The sequence below is a fragment of the Sporosarcina jiandibaonis genome (genome assembly GCF_013184495.1).
Lineage (GTDB): Bacteria > Bacillota > Bacilli > Bacillales_A > Planococcaceae > Sporosarcina > Sporosarcina jiandibaonis.
Genome location: NZ_JAAOIY010000005.1, coordinates 269,542 through 287,058 on the forward strand (window position 1 = coordinate 269,542; position 17,517 = coordinate 287,058).

Consider the following 17,517-nt stretch of genomic DNA (forward strand, 5'->3'; position numbering starts at 1 on the left):
GATTCTAGTTGGAGAATTTATTGCTCAGTTTTGAAACGATTTTGAACATGAAAACATTATTAATTTTACTTTGCGGGGTTACTGTAGGGATCATAATCGGCAGTATACCCGGATTTACAATCACGATGGGTGTTGCGCTTACATTGCCCTTCAGTTTTAGCATGGATCCGGTGAATGGTATTGCATTGATGATGGGGGTTCAGGTTGGCGGAAGCTCAGGCGGCTTAATTACAGCTTGTCTTTTGGGAATACCTGGAACACCTTCAGCGATGGCGACAACCTTCGATGGCTATCCTATGGTTAAGAATGGGGAAGCTGGCAGAGCATTGGCGATAGGGTTATGGTCTTCTTTTGTTGGAACAATTCTTTCTGGTATTGTTTTGGTTTTAATGACGCCGCTTTTGGCAGAATGGGCATTAGATTTTGGCCCATGGGAAATGTTCGCCCTTATGTTATTCGGAATAAGTGCTATTGCTAGTCTAAGTGAAGGCTCCCTAGTAAAAGGATTAATCGCCGGTGTGATAGGTATCGCTTTTTCCTTAGTCGGTACGGATCCTTTGCTTGGGACTAGCCGCTTTACATATGGCTTTACTGAATTGCTAGCGGGATTTGACTTTTTACCAGTTTTGATCGGCGTGTTTGCATTTTCTCAACTCATGGCAGATATAAAAAAACCTGCAAATACATTGGATTTGAAAACTGATTCAAATGTTAGTTATCCGATTTTAAAAACGATCAAAGATTTATGGACATCGAAATTGAATGTGATAAGGTCCAGCCTTATAGGCGTTTTTGTTGGTATACTGCCTGCTGCTGGCGGTAGTATCGCGAATATTTTAAGTTATGATATCGCGAAAAAATTTTCTAGAAAGCCTGAAACATTTGGAACAGGTAATAAAGACGGCGTGATTGCAGCAGAATCAGCGAATAACTCTTCAATCGGAGGCGCTTTTGTTCCTATGTTGGCTTTCGGAATTCCAGGTGATGCTGTAACTGCAATGATGCTCGGGGCTTTATTGATCCATGGTATTCAACCAGGACCACTATTAATGCAAAATCAACCTGTACTCGTGTACGGAATCTTTATATCTATCTTTATTGCAGCGATTTTTATGTTAATCGTTCAAAGTTTCGGTATCAAAATGTTTTTGAAAATTAACGATATCCCGCAACACGTATTAATTCCGTTAATTTTAATGCTTTGTGTACTTGGTAGTTTTGCCGTGAATAATAGAGTTTTTGATGTTTGGGTATTATTGCTCTTTGGATTAATCGGATATTGGATGAAGAATAGTAGTTTTCCATTACCGCCATTTATATTAGGAATTATTCTTGGACCAATGGTTGAACAGAATCTTAGACAAGCCATCACAATCAACTCAGATCTTACGGTATTCATGACTCGTCCTATTTCTGCTGTTTTAATTGTGTTAGCAGTTTTGTCTATGGCGTATGGTATTTATAGCAATATAAAAGGTTCGAAAGACGCGGAGAAATTACTAGAATCAAAATAAAAGAGTAAAAGAAGGGGTTGCATGTACAAAGATTTATTCATCGCATTTTCTAGGTCGGGTCTCTTGGGATATGGTGGTGGACTCTCAGCCATTCCGCTTATGCAGAAAGAAGTCGTTGAGCGCTATAAATGGATGGATGACGAAGAGTTTTCGAATATTCTAGCGCTAGCAAATACATTACCTGGGCCGATTAATACAAAAATGTCTGCTTATATAGGTTGGAGACTTAAAGGTTTTTGGGGATTGATAATTAGTTTGTTAGGATCCTTCTTGCCAACAGCCATATTAATGATTTTGTTTTTGACTACTCTAAACGCATTCAAAGATGAAAATTGGGTGCGCGGTATGTCTGTAGGCGTAATCCCGATTGCAGGTGTCATGATAGGAGTAATGGGTTTTGATTTTATAAAAAAATCGGGGATTGATCTTGGGTGGTCATTGACAATAGGATTAGCAGTTGCGAGTGTTTTTTTAATCAGCATTTTCAATATTCATCCCGCAATTATCATAGTTGTCTTAATTTTATCGGCATTTATTCCTTTCAGAAAGAAAAGCGCAGAAGAGAAAGGAGCTAAAGAATGATTTATTGGCAATTATTCATCGCTAATTTTATCCCTAATCTTTTGGGATATGGTGGAGGGCCCGCAACGATTCCTTTGCTTGAACATGAAGTCGTGAATCGGTACGGGTGGTTTACGACAAGAGAGTATAGCGAGATTGTAGCGCTGGGAAACGGTTTGCCAGGTCCGATCGCAACTAAAATGGCGGCTTATATCGGCTATGAACAGGCGGGAATATTAGGTTCTATCGTCGCAATATTTGCGACAGTTGCCCCGTCTGTAATTTTACTTTTGATGCTGTTAGGGATTCTTATGAAATATAAAGAGTCTCCGCAGGTTAAAAGGTTAACTAAAGTTGTACGGCCGACAATCGCGATTTTATTGGGATTAATGACTTATGACTTTTTCTTCGATTCTTATACTGGTATGGGTGCGGTACATACTACGATTTTAATTGTTGCAGGTTATATATTATTGGAAGTTCGAAAAGTCCGTCCAACAATTGTGGTAGCGCTGTCTCTTCTTTATGGCGCAATATTTCTTGGTGGATCATAAAGTTTAATAATTTTTGAAGAAACAGGAAGGTGAAACAATAAAACCATGTAAAGTGAGTGATTAATTTTGGATAGCATTAACCAAAAGATCCTTGATTTATTGATAAAAGATGGGCGTCGTTCCTATGTTGAAATTGCTACGGAGTTGGACTTATCCAGGGTCGCTGTGAGAGACAGGATTAAGAGCATGCAAGATTCCGGTATTATTGAAAAATTTACTGTTGTAGTAAACAGCGAAAGAGTAGGCAAAGGCGTCTCTGCTTTTTTTGAAGTAGACTGCGAACCATCATCGCTTGTAGAAGTTGCGCATTCTTTGGTAGAGATATCCGATGTAGCTAGCTGTTATCAAATGACTGGGCCTTCGACCCTGCATGTTCACGTTTTAGTTAAGGATTTTCCGGATTTGGAAAGGTTTATTAATGAAAAGCTATACGCTTTGAGTGGTATTACAAGAGTAGAAAGCCACGTGATATTAAGAAGATTCAAAAGCAGGACTGGATTAAAACTTTGAGTGATTTATATATGGAAGGGGATTATTACATTGGATTACTTGTATCATCCATTTACATCAAGGAGACATACAGTGTTTGCTAAAAATGGTATTGTTGCAACAAGTCAGCCGCTAGCAGCACAAGTCGGCGTGGAAATCATGCGTAGCGGAGGAAATGCGATTGATGCTGCAATTGCTACAGCAGCGGCGCTAACCGTTGTGGAGCCTACAGGAAATGGAATAGGCGGAGATGCTTTCGCTTTAGTTTGGACAAAAGGCAAACTGCATGGATTGAATGCTTCGGGTCGATCGTCCCAAGCGATATCCGCTGAAAAAATCAAAGGTTTAGGATATGACAAAATGCCGACATATGGCGCGATTCCTGTCACGGTTCCAGGTGTTCCTGCTGCATGGGCAGAGGTATCGCGGAAGTATGGAAAGTTAAGTCTTTCTAAGACGCTTGAACCAGCAATCCGCTTAGCAGAAGAAGGATTTCCTTTGACTCCGATATTAGGGAAACTTTGGCGTGCGGCTTATGAAAAATTTAAAGCTATGTCTGATGAGAATCAGAAAGATGAAGAAACATTTGCTGCTTGGTTTGAAACATTCGCTCCAAAAAATCGCCCGCCAAAAATAGGCGAGATCTGGACTGCTCCTGGTCATGCTGATACACTTCGCAAAATTGGAGAGACGGATGCTAGAGAATTTTATGAAGGTGAACTTGCTGAGAAAATTGTATCCACTGTTCAAAAACATGGTGGATTTCTTGAAAAGGACGACCTATCAAATTATAAGGTGAAATGGGTAGATCCAATATCTACAAACTATCGAGGGTACGACGTTTGGGAAATTCCGCCAAATGGCCAAGGGATGGTTGCCTTGATGGCTATGAATATTCACCAAGCTAGTGGTTGTGCTCCGGTTTATGGAGATGTCGAGACTTTACATCAACAAATAGAAGCCATGAAGCTTGCATTTACTGATGGAAAAAAGTTTATTACGGAAGAATCTCATATGCAAATTTCTGTAGAAGATCTCTTGTCTGATGAATATGCGAAAGAAAGAGCAGGACATATTGGAGATGAAGCAATCCTTCCAGAACCTTATAATCCTCCAAAAGGGGGTACTGTTTATCTTGCAACTGCGGATGATGAAGGCAATATGGTATCGTTTATACAATCCAATTACATGGGATTCGGTTCGGGAGTAGTGGTCCCTGGAACAGGGATTGCTTTACAAAATCGTGGCGCAGATTTTTCATTAATCCCGGAGGATGCAAATTATTTGGAACCTGGAAAATTGAGTTATAATACTATCATTCCAGGATTTGTAACAAAAAACGGGAATGCCGTCGGACCTTTTGGAGTGATGGGCGGATACATGCAACCGCAAGGACATTTTCAAGTCGTTTCAAACACTGTTGACTATGCATTAAATCCTCAAGCAGCCTTGGATCAACCACGCTGGCAATGGGTTGGCGGAAAAACCGTACATGTGGAACCAGATTTCCCAAATCATCTGGCCCAAGCGCTTCAGAGGAAAGGGCATGATATACATATAATGACGGACTCTGGTACTTTTGGGAGAGGTCAAATTATATGGAGAGATTCTGAAACTGGAGTGTTACAGGCTGGCACGGAATCCCGCACCGACGGATCCATCGCAGTATGGTGATTTCGTAAGGTACCTTTGGCGGAATTTTGGGTACCTAGGTCGAGTTCCGATAAATTAAAGGAGTTATATGGAAATAGAGAAAACTGGGTTGACGGGATGAATGCTTCTTTGGAAAGATTGCAAGAAGAGAAATTAATTAACGAGACTGTGGCTGAGTCATATAGGAGGGGCTTTTAGCTTCTGCCCATTGGTAAACGCGTTGGCGTCCAGTGGTAAATTTCGTGGCAACCACTGGTAAAAAAACATCCAAGTGTCGCAATCAAAATTGTTTGTCGCATGACTTAGTATGAAAAAAACTTCGCATAAAAAAGAAGCCGCTTGAAAAGGTCGATTGTTACTGACTTTAGGGCGGCTCTTTTAAGTTTAGATACTCGATATTGAGTATTTATCGTGGAGATCTAACTGTAAAAATAATAACTAGCGAAAATCCTTTTCACTATGTTTTTTAGGGTATTATTCAAAAGCAAATGGATTAGTGTGATTCAAGGAAATGTACCAACCCTGATTACTTCTAAATTGTCGATTAAGCAAACGCTATGTTTCTTTAACAATCAGGCGCTTTTCTTTAATAATAATCGGCGCCCATGTATCCATTCATTTCCCAATTTGGTTTTATAAAGGGGTGTTTGAATTCCCTATTATTCTAAGTTCCATAATAACGGCTTTTGTTTTGGGTATTATATTTGGGTTTATATATAAAGAAAGTAACTCTCTTTGGTCAGTAATTATTGTTCATTCTTTGTATAATTTGTTAGTGTCACTCTTCTACTAACGGGCGCAATTCTTTAATTAGGATTAGCGCCTATTCAGTAAAAGGGCTAGATTGTGGAAGATTCATATGATGATGGTACCATACCATAATAGATATTTTTATAAAATAAACGTTTCAAATGTTTCGGATACGTGGGAATACGAACCAACAGGTAGTGGAGGTGAAGAGTGATTAACTTTCGATTACTTTTGGATTTCTTCAAAGGATGATGTTGAACTCATTCGGGGACATGGAGCTTATCTAAACCTCATTTTCACTTAATTTGTTGTTCAATTATCAGGCGCGAAACTGGAATAATGAACTGGGCTCCTTTCTTGGATTGGCGGGCCATTTTGCTGTAGAGGGGGGAGTACAATATGGAAGTCGTATATTTTGCAGGCGGATGTTTATGGGGAGTACAAGCTTTTATAAAAACTTTGCCTGGTGTTATGTTTACAGAGGCGGGAAGAGCGAATGGAACAAGTCATACACTCGAGGGTGATTACGACGTGTGAAAACAGGATTTGACCCGACGGTTGTAACAATCAGTGAATTAATGGGATATTTCTTTGAAATCATTGATCCATACAGTTTGAAATAAACAAGGACAGGATGTTGGCGAGAAATACAGAACAGGCGTATATAGTGAAAATCCGGAACACTTAAAAGAGGCTAAGGCATTTCTTAGTGAGAGAACTGATTATGACCGGATAGTTGTTGAAGTATTACCTCTTACAAACTATGTGAGAAGTGCAGAAGAACATCAAGATAGGTTATCTAGATATCCAAATGATTATTGTCATATTCCAGAAGAAATATTAAGTAGATATAAATGATTATGTAAAATCAAAAACCTGATTCCTCGCTAAAAAAGGAGGGATCAGGTTTTTTAATCTATTGATTTATCATCAGCGTATTTATCAATGACTGTTGATTTGTGAGACTATTAAGTATATCTTTAGTAGGAAGGTCTAAGTGCTTAATGAAATAATTGCTATTGAAGGGGGAAATGAATCAATTGCGTAATCGTACAAACAAGAAACAAAAAGAGATAGACTCGCTCATTGGTTTTTTAATGTTGGTTTCTGGATTAGTGGGCTGGTATACAGCGGGGACGCTTAAGGGTGTTGGAATAGCGGTAGGTATTTGCTTTGGTATCATACTGTTATTTACTCTTTGGCAATCTTTGCGTTTTAAGAAACGCATGCAACAATCCGGAATGACAGAAATAGATAAAATGACAGGTATAGAATTTGAGGAATATCTAGGTACGCTATTTAAGAATCAGGGTTATCATGTTACATATACACCGACAACAGGCGATTACGGTGCGGATTTAATTTTGAAGAAAGATAAAGAGGTTATTGTGGTCCAGGCGAAACGGTATAATCAGACGGTTGGCGTCAAAGCCGTTCAAGAAGTTATTCCCGCGATTATGATGTATAAGGCGACCTCGGCATGGGTTATCACAAATAGTACATATACAAAGCAAGCGCTCACATTGGCAAAAAGTAATCATGTGCGAATGATTGGCCGAGATGAACTCATAAAGATGAGCCTTACATTTAGAAGAGAGCCTAAGGAAGAGCGGGATGCCGATGTGAAACCGGCGGATTTAATAGCGGCAACAATTCAAGAAGATTCAGTCCAGATATCTAATGATGAGTTAATACAGAGGTTGAAAAGTTATCGCTCTAAGACAGCTAAAGATGCTGGGTTAAAGGCTTATCATGTATTTACAAATAAAACACTTGATGAACTAGTAGCCAAAAGACCTCTTACGATCAATGATTTACAGGGAATTGATGGTTTAGGACAAAAAAGGATTAATGCATACGGGGCAGAATTGGTGATGGTGATTAATAGGAAAGAATAAGTGGGTCGTTTCTGAGATTAATAGAAATGTGATAAGCAGAAAGCGGGGGCGTATTATGTTCTTCGAAAGATTTACAAAGGCGAATATAAAAGGCGTGATCGGTGAGGGCGTTTCGCGTCTGTTTTTTCTAGGACTGGATACTAATGAATATAAAGTTCTGCACAATATCACGTTGCAAAATACGCAAGGGAAAACAACACAAATTGACCATGTTATTGTCTCCATCTATGGCATTTTTGTCGTTGAAACGAAAAATTATCAGGGATGGATATATGGGAATGAAATAGACCGGCAGTGGACTCAAGTAATCTACAAAAAAAGACAGCAATTCTATAATCCGATCAAACAAAATCAAGGGCATATTAAAGCTTTAAAAGGTATGTTGCCCGAATATAAGAACATCCCTTTTATTTCGATCATTAACTTTGCCCCTAAAGCAACTTTAAAGGAAAATACATTCTAGTCATGTTTATGTCGTTCATACCCATCGAGTAAATTCGATTATCAAATCTATGAAAACGCCTGTCCTCTCGCATTCAGAGATTGTAAGTATTACGGAGCGCATTCAACAACAAAATAACAGAACATTAAGTTCCGAACATATTATGAGTATCCGTAACAAAGGGAGAAATAGAAATGATGCAATCGAGAAAAAGATATGCCCTAATTGTTCAGGTCAGCTGGTGAATCGGACAGGTCCATATGGCAATTTTCTAGGTTGCAGTAATTATCCGAAATGCAGGTTTAACAGCAAGTTGTAATCAAGGCAAGCGGGTAGCTAGCTTTTTATTTAATAAGTACCTAAGTTCGTCCGGCTATGAAAAATAAAGAGCCTAACCCCTTCAGGCCCTTGTATGGGCAAGTAAAATTTGGCGTTACTTTCCAAGTGAATGTATCAGGATAACGGGTTCGGTTGTTGGGGAGAAAACATCAAATATTAACCTATTCGGAGACACAATTCGCATATGAATTAGTGTCTCCTTTTATGTTGTTACATCAGCACTTCGATGGATTTAAAACATAAATTAGCACATCAATTTGCATATGAACTGGAGATACCGCATAAATTTATGCACTGTTGTTAAAATACGTGCTAAAACTGAGGCTAGTTTGGTTAATAGTAAGCGACTTATTTTTGAAGGAATTTGGAGACTTATGGTAAAATAAATTTAAATGTTGTGAAAGTTTTCACTTAAACTAACGGGGCAGGTTAGTGGAAGATGATTGAACTAATTTAGAATATCTTAACGGAGGCGAATTTCGTTGAAAAAGTTATCTTTAGTTGGGAAGATTAATATTGGGTTAGGAATCATACTTTTCTTATTAGGTATTTTCCTGTTTATAACTGAGCTTTCTGAAGGATTTTCACTAAAGGATTTCCCCCAATCAATTGCTTTTATTCTTATTGGAATATCTATATTTCTATCGGCATCTTTTTATAAAAAAGATGTCAATTAGCAGAATTACTATTAAAGTAAAGGGGTGCTTTACTTGAAGATCATTGAGCTGCACTATGTGGCTCTTTTTCTTTATTGAACTAACGGGCAGTTTAGTTGAAGAAGAAATGCTTTATTTTATTGAATAAATAGAGGATTTTTTATAATAAATATTGAAAACATTCATAGTTAATTTGAATGTAGTATGACAAAATAATCCGTAAGTATCATGGAGGAAGAGATGAAGAAAGTAATAAACATGATTAATCCAAGTTCGAAAGTGGCTGGCGTGTCGTTAGTTGAATTGAAAAAAACAGAAAAAGCACTTGGTGCTATTTTTCCAGATGAATACAAGGAACTTTTTTTAGAAACGAATGGAGCAAATTTTGGCGATTGGACTTTGTTCCCTATTCAAACTAATGAACAAACGGCATTAACAATTGATATAGTAAAACAAAATCAGAACAGACCCAAAAATTTACCGAGTGATATGATTTGTATTGGTGAAAAAATGAGTGGTGACAAACTTTGCTATCGAATTAGGAAAAGATTTATGCAGGAACTAATTTATACTTGGAATGATAAAACTGGGTTAGGCAAATATGCGTCTTTATCATTAAGTGAATTTATTGATTGGCATGTGCCGAAAGTGAATACTAATAAGCCTAATAAACTTGGCACTTTTATGGTTGAAAGTGGAAAGCTAATTGTTACTGACCCGTACTATAAAGTGGATGAAGAAGCTGAGTTGCAAATCGTACTTTTAAATGTGAAAAATGGTAATTGGACAGCTTCCATTTCTTATACTCCTGATGAAGTTGTTAAAAACTTATTTGTATTTTATGGGGAAAAGAAACCAAGTGGAAAATGGCATGTTTGCGATAAACAGATTGGAGTTGACTCTGCACAAGCAGGAATTTTTGATTTTAAAACATTTGGTAGAGACGAAGCCATCCAATTTGATGAGGTAGTTGCTTCAAATGCACAGGGGGGAGTTGTCTCAGATGGTGCGGTTTCAATGTCTGGTTATGGTGACGGAATGTATGAGGTGAAAGTAAAATATAACATTTCAAAAAAAGTCGTTGGAGTGATGATTGACTTTGTAGATGAGGAATAATGCAATTCACCAACGAGCAGTGGCAGTGAAATACACCTTTGTTTCTTCAGCTAACGGGTGCTTTAGCTTAACGAACAAAATTAAATGAATCGTTCCTAATTAAAATGAATCGATTTTTTATGATGATTCAGAGGTTTAGAACTAAATAGGATACATCCAGTGTTTAATTAACAAAATGTACTGCTATTTATATCAGGGGGTGGAAAGGTGGATTTATTTTTTTATATTGTATTAATTATTGTTTTTTCTCTTATCTATTATGGATATGTTAAGAAAAAAGATATTGATTTAAAAATGAAAGAATTAGAGCTTGAAGAAAAAAAGGTGGAATTGGAAATTAAAAAGTTAGAAGTTAGTGAGGATTGTAAAAAACAAGACGAAAATTGAAAGTTTTATAATCTGTTAATCTAAACAGCATTTCGTACTTTCTAATGGGGAATTCGATTGCACTCATTAAATATGTTTTTTTATTTAACTAAATTAAACTAACGGGTGCTTTACTCGAAGATCGTTGAGCTACATAGACGGCTCAATCTTCTAATTCAACTAAAGGGGCAGTTTAGTATAAGAAGGGTTTTCTATATTTCTCTAGAATTTATTGAGCTAACAGTTAGATTAGTGTGTATAAAGGGGAGAGTGAAGTATGTATAGTTATGAAGAAAGAAATGAGTACTTTGTTAAAACTATCGAGAATTTAAAGGCTAGTAATTTGATTGAGGGAATTATTCAGTTGGGTTCTGGAGTTGAAGGATATAAGGATGAATATTCCGATATTGATTTAATAATAGCTACTTCTCAAATAGAGGATGCAGAGACAACCAAAAATCTTGTTCATCAAACCTTCAGTAATTTTAATCCCCTCTACATAAAGGAAAAACAATTTAGTAAAGATATATTTCTTATTATCGCAATAATGGAAAATAGTTTAGAATTTAATGTTTCAATTGTTCCTAGAGAGTTATTGACTGTAAGGTCTCCTTTATGGAAAGTCATTTTCGATAAAACTGGTTTAGTATCTGAGAAAATGAATGCTGAGAATGAGAAGTTTGAAAATAAAACTGTGAAATATGGATTAGGCTTTGATATATCATTTGAGTTCGTTTATTGTTCGTTGAGCTTTGAAAAAGAATTAAAACGAAATAATTTCATCTATGCACTTAAGATGCTAGAACAAATGAGAGAGTACACCCTAATCGTACAAGCATTGAATGAGAATAAGAAACTTCACCAGTTTAAAGCATATGAAACATTAGAACCTTCTTTTATAAAATCGTACATTTCCACATATCCAGAAAAAATTAATATAGAGAATTTAAAGGGTTCCGCTGAAAAGTTGAAAGAACTTTTTGCCGATACTTTGAAACAAAGTTTTAGTATCTCAATGGATGATGATTTAAAGCAACTACTAGATAAATCTCCTGTTTATTAAACTAACGGGTGCTTTAGTAAAATAAGGCTTGTAACTATACGTAAAAAAACGCTCAGAAAGGTGGCGACCCCCAAAATTTAGAGTTGTTATTATGCAGCTGATTGGCTGGATTGAGCTCGGTATTCGACCGGGCTCAGTCCAGTCAATTTTACTTTTGATCGTACGTGGTTATACCAGTAGATGTATTCTTCAATTCTTCGTTTTAATTCTTCATAGTTTACTAGTTTTTCCCCATAATACATTTCTTGCTTTAAAATGCCAAAGAAATTCTCCATCGAAGCGTTGTCTGCGCAGGTTGCTTTACGTGACATGCTTTGGAATACTTTATTTCCCTTTAATGTTTTCACCCATCGGTTTTGCTGGTAATGCCATCCTTGATCCGAATGGATGGTAGTGCGGTAGGTTGCGTGATTTTTTATGATTTCCATTGTTTCCTCTAAGGGTCCATTCCTTGAGACTCATAGGCTTTTACCCATGCACGTATAGATGTTTGGCTGCCCATATTATATTTCTTTGCCAATGATCGATATCCAATATTGCCATCTAAATACTCAGTGACAAGCTTTATTTTAAATTCCTCATTATATTTGGCCATAAAAAACACCCCCGAAAGTTAGATTTATTACTCTAACTTTCGGGGGTCGGTACCAAATCTGAGCGTTTTTATTTGCTATTTGTACTGCTGATTTAATACTGAAGCTTATGCCAATGGAGCTGTTATTTGCATTGTTTTTAGCGTTTTTCTCCTTGTCAACCGAACCCGTTAAATTGAATTCTGAGTCTTTTTGCGCAAAAATAGTGCAGATAAACAAGGCAATTATAAAAGAAAACCTGATTATTTTAAACAAAAAGTGTTGACAATTTAGAAGTCACAGTATAATCTGAAAAAACAACTTGTATGGTACATGCAAGTGAATATTAAACTAGAAATTTGTAAGCGTTTACGTAGCAGTTGGAAAGGGTGATTTTATAAAAAATATAAGAATGCACGAAATCAGGAAGGTCACTTAATTGTGAATTATGTCTGGGAGTGATTCAAGGAAAAAACCATTGGGAGGAAATAGAATGACCAAAAATTATTGGCTTTATGTTAGGGAGAAAGTGGACTGGCCAGTATTTCTTTTGAGTGGCGGGGCACTCGTTGTATTCGTCGTTTTGTCTTTTTTTCATGTGGATATGGTTACCAAATACGTTAATATCGGATTTGATTTGTCAATCCGTTATTTTGGCGCATATTGGCAACTGCTTATGATTACTACTTTTGCTGTAGGAGCAGTGTTAGCCATTTCAAAATACGGTAAAGTTCGACTTGGAAAAATCGAAAAGCCAGAGATGAGTTATTTTAAATGGATTGCGGTCATCATTACGACAGGTTTAGGAGCAGGTGGCGTGTTTTGGGCTGCGGCAGAGCCAATGTATTATTTTTTGGAAGTGCCGCCGATGCATAAGGGAGTTATTGCCGGTACTGAAGAAGCTGTCGGTCCTGCGCTCGCACAAAGTTATATGTCATGGGGGTTTACGGCATGGTCGGTGTATGGTGCCCTTAGTGCAATTATTTTGATATATGCACACAACCATAAAGGGATGCCATTAAAACCTAGGACATTATTGTATCCAATATTAGGGGAAAGAATTTTAACTAGTAAGTGGGGAACTGCTGCAGATATATTTTGTATTATTGGTGCGGCAGCAGGAACAATTGGTCCAATTGGATTTCTTGGCTTACAAGTGAGTTACGGAGTCAGTGCGATATTTGGAATCCCTGACGTTTTTAGTACCCAAGTACTCATAATAATAGGACTGACTGCTGTTGTTTTAGTGTCAACCTTGACCGGAATTAATAAAGGAATTCAGTGGTTAAGTAAGCTGAATGTTAATATGGTTGTTGTGATTGCTGTATTTCTATTGATTTTTGGGCCGGGGTTATTCATTATTGATTCCTTCATGTCATCGTTTGGCACCTATATGAGTGAGTTCATCCACATTAGTACATTCCGTGGGGATGAAGAATGGCTCGGTTATTGGATGCTTTTCTTTTTTGGTTGGTTTATTGGATTTGGTCCTCTTGTTGGACTATTTGTTGCAAGGATTTCAAATGGGCGAAGAATTAGAGAAATTTTTCTTGTCGTGGCAATCATCGCCCCGTTGACAACGAATTTTTGGTTTACTGTATTGGGCGGAACAGGAATCTTTTATGAGCTGAAAAATGTAGGATCCGTTAGTGGTCCCCTAATGGACGGCGGGTTACCGAGTTCAATTATCGCGATAGCAGAACAAATGCCTCTTGGTTTTATTATGCCGACAATATTTCTAGTTTTAACGACGCTTTTCGTAGTAACTACTGTCGATTCTATGTCTTATTCAATTTCGATGGGCGTTACTGGGGAGGGGAATCCACCAAAAGTAGTGCGTGTATTTTGGGCATTAATTATGGCGGTTATCGCGACGATCTTAATTAATATCGGTGGTGGCGGTATTAGTGCATTGCAATCTTTTATTGTCGTCGCTGCAGTTCCGATATCGATTTTAATGTTGCCGATTATTTGGTACGCACCAAAAATTGCAAAACAATTAGCAATTGAACAAGGAATTGTCGAGAAAAATGAAGAGATTAGTCCAGCAACTATTACTGAAAATACAGGGTTTACAAATGTTGAAATAGAGAAAAACGGGTGACGGTTTAAAAGATTCTAAATATTTATTGACATTTGAAAATAGAGATATTACAATGTGTTTAGACCTTGCATGGTACATGGTAGATTTAAAAGCTACTAATCTTGCACGATGAAAAATAGTTTGAAGTAGTTGAAGTTCATAACCAATCACGGTTAATCGTACCATGGTACATGGCACATATATACGAAAGGGGTGATTGTAATCGCTACCATTCTAACGACTAGTATTACAACTCAAGTAACGGACGCAATCCGAACAGCTATCATTACGGGAGAATACGAACCAGGAAAGCAACTATCTGAAGCTGCTTTATCACAGCATTTTAAAATAAGTAGAACACCGGTGAGAGAAGCGTTAAAGCAATTAGAGCGAGAAGGGCTAGTGGAAATCATACCGCGGGTTGGAACTTGTGTATTGAAACCGACAGAAAAAGAATTAGATGAGTTATTTACAGTAAAGGAAGCGATGGAGGGGCTTGCAGCAGGAATTCTTGCTGAAAAAGGGGATTTGAAAGCAATAGCGAAAGTGCGTAAAGCCGTATTTATGATGGAAGAAGCCGTACAAGAAAAGGATCATAATAAATTCGTAGAAGCGAATAATCTTTTTCACCAAGCAATTATGGACGGTGCAAATAATTCCAAACTGAGTTATGTATTTAATTTACTCATAAATCAAATACCTTATAATCGCTATGTTTATCTAAGTATCGATGTTCCAAATCGATTGGAAGTGTCATTGAGAGAACATCAAATTATATTAGATGCGATATTAAGTGAAGATCGATATAAAGCTGAAAAAGCTATGAGAGATCACGTTAGGGCAAGTGCGATAGGGCTGAAAAAGGGAATTGCGAAAAGACTTTACCAACAAACAGCAAAATAAGGGGGAGAATAGGTATGAAATTCGGAATATTTGCGAATCTAGCGGGGCCAGGTCGACATGAGGAATACGATAAAGTCTTAGACGAAGCACGCGAGCAAGCTATTTACTGTGATGAAAATGGTTACGATTCAATTTGGTATACGGAACACCATTTTGGCCATGAGGGGAATGAATTAATTTCAAACCCCCTTATGATGGGAGCAGATATCGCCGCTCGGACGAAGAATATCCGAATTGGTCAAGCGGCAAACGTTGCAACATTCTGGCATCCACTTCGGTTGGCAGAGGATATCGCTATGTTGGATCAATTGAGTAAAGGTCGTGTAGAAGTAGGTTTAGCTCGCGGTTTATATGGTCGTGAGGCTGCAAACTTAAATCCAAATGCAGATCCGAAAAATAATGATCAAAACAGAGCGTTATTTGAAGAAACGGTAGATATTTTGAAAAAAGCTTGGTCAAATCGCTTCTTCTCGCATGAAGGAGAATTTTACAAGTTTCCGCCTGAAGGACTGAAGTGGAATCATCCAATGAGTCCTCAATCTCCAGAATATATGGATATGGAAAAAGAGGAAATTAATAAAATTTCTATCATGCCTAACACGCATCAAGGACGAATGCCAAAATTATGGCAAACAATTGACTCGCCTCGTTCAATTGAAATTGCCGCGGAGACTGGTATCAATGCAATGTTCTGGATGCCAACTGTGAAAGAGCTGAAAGGCCGATTTGAATTATATCGCGATAGAGCATCAAAAGCACGCGGCTACGAGGTACCACTCGGTGAAGGAATTGCGTTGGTCCGTGATGTGTATGTAGCAGAAACTATGGAACAGGCTCGTGAAGATGCTGCCGAAGCAGTACTAAACACATATCGCTGGATTTGCCGCTGGAGGGGACTTGGAAATTTAATGGATCCGGGTGAAGAGGTAAAAGCTGGCCAGGAGTTAACCTATGAATTCCTGCACCCTAGAAACTTGTTGTTCGGGACGCCAGAATACGTAACTGAAAAAATCAAAGAATTACAAGAAGAGTTGAATTTGCAAAATCTATTACTGTGGAAGAATCATAGTCATTTACCACACGATAAAATCATGAACAGCTTAAAGTTATTTACTGAAGAAGTCATGCCAAATTTCACAAAAACAAAACAGGGGGTACTGTAAAATGTTAGAAATTCGTAAAGTGTATACAGCAATTGAGGAAACACGCATTGAAGGCGGCAAGGAAATCGAAGAGCCAATTAAAATGATTACAACGATGTTAGTGATGAAAAACCCTTGGGCTGGAAGAGGTTTTGTCGAAGATTTAATGCCTGAAATTAATGAATATGCACCGCAAATCGGCGAGTTATTAGTTGCGGAACTATTCAAGCATATCCAGTCGGCTGATGATGTTGAAGCGTTTGGTAAAGCGGCTGTCGTCGGTGTAGATGGGGAAATGGAGCACGCATCTGCGTTTATCCATACATTGAAGTTTGGTAACAAGTTCCGTGATGCAGTTCAAGGGGAAAGTATTTTGCCGTTTACAAACAAGCGTGGAGGCGCAGGAACGGCGGTTATAATTCCAATGGTTCACAAAAACGAAGATTCAAAGCGCTCGCACTTCCTGACATTTGAAGCAACTATTCCAGATGCACCGAGAGCTGATGAAATTGTTGTTGCAATTAGCGTTTCAACAGCAGGGCGTCCACACCCTAGAACTGGAGACCGTCACCAAGATATGCTTGAAATGGGTCTCGCCTAATGCCAAAGATTACCTATAATCATGGGACGATTCACTACGAAGAAAAAGGAGTTGGCGAACCGCTCATTTTCATACATGGTGTCGGGTTGGATCATGCATTGTGGGAGCAACAGGTGAATAGTTTGTCTGAACATTATCGCGTAATTGCGTACGACATGATAGGACACGGGGAATCTTCACATCCCCCTGGTCCTTATTCACTTTCTCAGTTTGTTGAACAACTTACCGCACTCGTAGACAGTCTAAATCTCGAAAAGATTAACCTTGTCGGCTTTTCAATGGGTGGAATGGTAGCTCAAGCATTTGCTTTAGCAAACCCAACCAAAATGAAAACGCTCACAATCATGAATGCAGTTGCTAATCGGACAAAAATACAACGACAAGCGGTACTAACTCGGGTTGAAGAGGTGGGAAGAAGTGGTCCGCAATCTACAATCGAACCTGCGATAGAGCGTTGGTTTACTTCAGATTATCTTCGTGATAAAGCTGATGTTGTGAATCAAACCCGTACCCGGCTTCAATCAAATGATCCCGCTGCTTACTTAGCGGCATATACGCTGTTCGCGACAGCCGATCAAGAAATTTGGGATAAACTGGACCAAATAACTGTTCCTACACTCGTGATTACAGGAGAAAATGATGTGGGCTCCACACCAGAAATGGCACAACAAATTCATCAAAGAATTTTTGGTTCGGAACTGTTGATTGTTCCTGAATATAGACATATGCTTCCGGTCGAAAGACCAGATATTGTCAACGAAGCAATTCATTCATTTATAGAGAGAACAGTTCTTGTAGGCGAAGGGAGATGAAGA

At 38.1% G+C, this 17,517-nt stretch carries 19 protein-coding genes and 2 pseudogenes; 19 read left to right on the plus strand and 2 right to left on the minus strand.

Annotation, left to right across the window (positions count from 1 at the left end):
- Positions 1–8 precede the first annotated feature (8 nt).
- The 14 genes and pseudogenes from G8782_RS14140 to G8782_RS14205 all read left to right on the plus strand — a co-directional run bounded on the left by G8782_RS14140 (position 9) and on the right by G8782_RS14205 (position 11,401).
- Positions 9–1,514 carry a tripartite tricarboxylate transporter permease gene (locus tag G8782_RS14140; RefSeq protein ID WP_172372329.1) on the plus strand — a complete coding sequence of 502 codons (1,506 nt, stop codon included), beginning with the start codon at positions 9–11 and terminating at the stop codon, positions 1,512–1,514.
- A gap of 21 nt (positions 1,515–1,535) precedes the next feature.
- A complete protein-coding gene (locus tag G8782_RS14145) occupies positions 1,536–2,096 on the plus strand; it encodes a chromate transporter (RefSeq protein ID WP_172372331.1) in 561 nt (186 codons plus the stop codon).
- Positions 2,093–2,629 (plus strand): chromate transporter, encoded by a 537-nt coding sequence (locus G8782_RS14150; RefSeq protein ID WP_172372333.1) that lies wholly within the window; start codon positions 2,093–2,095, stop codon positions 2,627–2,629. The genes G8782_RS14145 and G8782_RS14150 overlap by 4 nt, the downstream gene beginning before the upstream one ends.
- Before the next feature lie 66 nt (positions 2,630–2,695).
- Positions 2,696–3,139, plus strand: coding sequence for an Lrp/AsnC family transcriptional regulator (locus G8782_RS14155; RefSeq protein WP_216667884.1), 444 nt, complete (start codon positions 2,696–2,698; stop codon positions 3,137–3,139).
- 30 nt (positions 3,140–3,169) lie between these two features.
- Positions 3,170–4,792 (plus strand): gamma-glutamyltransferase family protein, encoded by a 1,623-nt coding sequence (locus G8782_RS14160; RefSeq protein WP_172372334.1) that lies wholly within the window; start codon positions 3,170–3,172, stop codon positions 4,790–4,792.
- 592 nt (positions 4,793–5,384) lie between these two features.
- Entirely contained in the window at positions 5,385–5,564 is a 180-nt protein-coding gene (locus tag G8782_RS18820) for a CPBP family glutamic-type intramembrane protease (protein ID WP_425505495.1), read from the plus strand.
- A 356-nt stretch (positions 5,565–5,920) separates the two neighbouring features.
- Positions 5,921–6,379: pseudogene (locus G8782_RS14170) on the plus strand (peptide-methionine (S)-S-oxide reductase).
- A 182-nt stretch (positions 6,380–6,561) separates the two neighbouring features.
- Positions 6,562–7,419 (plus strand): restriction endonuclease, encoded by an 858-nt coding sequence (locus tag G8782_RS14175; RefSeq protein WP_246231691.1) that lies wholly within the window; start codon positions 6,562–6,564, stop codon positions 7,417–7,419.
- Between the two features lie 55 nt (positions 7,420–7,474).
- Positions 7,475–7,882, plus strand: coding sequence for a nuclease-related domain-containing protein (locus tag G8782_RS14180; protein WP_172372338.1), 408 nt, complete (start codon positions 7,475–7,477; stop codon positions 7,880–7,882).
- Between the two features lie 142 nt (positions 7,883–8,024).
- Positions 8,025–8,180 (plus strand): topoisomerase DNA-binding C4 zinc finger domain-containing protein, encoded by a 156-nt coding sequence (locus G8782_RS18825; RefSeq protein ID WP_425505496.1) that lies wholly within the window; start codon positions 8,025–8,027, stop codon positions 8,178–8,180.
- A gap of 502 nt (positions 8,181–8,682) precedes the next feature.
- Complete coding sequence (locus G8782_RS14190) at positions 8,683–8,877, plus strand: hypothetical protein (protein WP_172372341.1); 195 nt, start codon at positions 8,683–8,685, stop codon at positions 8,875–8,877.
- 219 nt (positions 8,878–9,096) lie between these two features.
- Positions 9,097–9,972, plus strand: coding sequence for an SMI1/KNR4 family protein (locus G8782_RS14195; RefSeq protein WP_172372343.1), 876 nt, complete (start codon positions 9,097–9,099; stop codon positions 9,970–9,972).
- A gap of 207 nt (positions 9,973–10,179) precedes the next feature.
- Positions 10,180–10,359 carry a hypothetical protein gene (locus tag G8782_RS14200; RefSeq protein ID WP_172372344.1) on the plus strand — a complete coding sequence of 60 codons (180 nt, stop codon included), beginning with the start codon at positions 10,180–10,182 and terminating at the stop codon, positions 10,357–10,359.
- Positions 10,360–10,615: 256 nt separating this feature from the next.
- Positions 10,616–11,401 (plus strand): aminoglycoside 6-adenylyltransferase, encoded by a 786-nt coding sequence (locus G8782_RS14205; protein WP_172372346.1) that lies wholly within the window; start codon positions 10,616–10,618, stop codon positions 11,399–11,401.
- Positions 11,402–11,490: 89 nt separating this feature from the next.
- On the opposite strand, the pseudogene G8782_RS14210 reads toward G8782_RS14205, so the two are convergent.
- Together G8782_RS14210 and G8782_RS14215 are read right to left on the minus strand one after the other, a co-directional pair.
- Positions 11,491–11,724 (minus strand): annotated as a pseudogene (locus tag G8782_RS14210) (IS3 family transposase); the annotation flags it as partial.
- A 113-nt stretch (positions 11,725–11,837) separates the two neighbouring features.
- Positions 11,838–11,996, minus strand: a complete 159-nt coding sequence (locus tag G8782_RS14215) for a helix-turn-helix domain-containing protein (protein ID WP_172372350.1) — start codon at positions 11,994–11,996, stop codon at positions 11,838–11,840.
- Positions 11,997–12,466: 470 nt separating this feature from the next.
- Here G8782_RS14215 and G8782_RS14220 point away from each other — a divergent pair, with 470 nt between their 5' ends.
- The 5 genes from G8782_RS14220 to G8782_RS14240 all read left to right on the plus strand — a co-directional run bounded on the left by G8782_RS14220 (position 12,467) and on the right by G8782_RS14240 (position 17,514).
- The gene (locus G8782_RS14220) at positions 12,467–14,077 is read left to right on the plus strand and encodes a BCCT family transporter (protein ID WP_172372352.1); all 1,611 of its coding nucleotides are present in this window, start codon (positions 12,467–12,469) and stop codon (positions 14,075–14,077) included.
- A 192-nt stretch (positions 14,078–14,269) separates the two neighbouring features.
- The gene (locus tag G8782_RS18725) at positions 14,270–14,959 is read left to right on the plus strand and encodes an FCD domain-containing protein (RefSeq protein ID WP_172372353.1); all 690 of its coding nucleotides are present in this window, start codon (positions 14,270–14,272) and stop codon (positions 14,957–14,959) included.
- 14 nt (positions 14,960–14,973) lie between these two features.
- Complete coding sequence (locus G8782_RS14230) at positions 14,974–16,122, plus strand: LLM class flavin-dependent oxidoreductase (protein ID WP_172372355.1); 1,149 nt, start codon at positions 14,974–14,976, stop codon at positions 16,120–16,122.
- Position 16,123: 1 nt separating this feature from the next.
- Complete coding sequence (locus tag G8782_RS14235) at positions 16,124–16,702, plus strand: amino acid synthesis family protein (protein WP_172372357.1); 579 nt, start codon at positions 16,124–16,126, stop codon at positions 16,700–16,702.
- Positions 16,702–17,514, plus strand: coding sequence for an alpha/beta fold hydrolase (locus G8782_RS14240; RefSeq protein ID WP_172372359.1), 813 nt, complete (start codon positions 16,702–16,704; stop codon positions 17,512–17,514). Before G8782_RS14235 ends, G8782_RS14240 begins: the two co-directional genes overlap by 1 nt.
- Positions 17,515–17,517 lie beyond the last annotated feature (3 nt).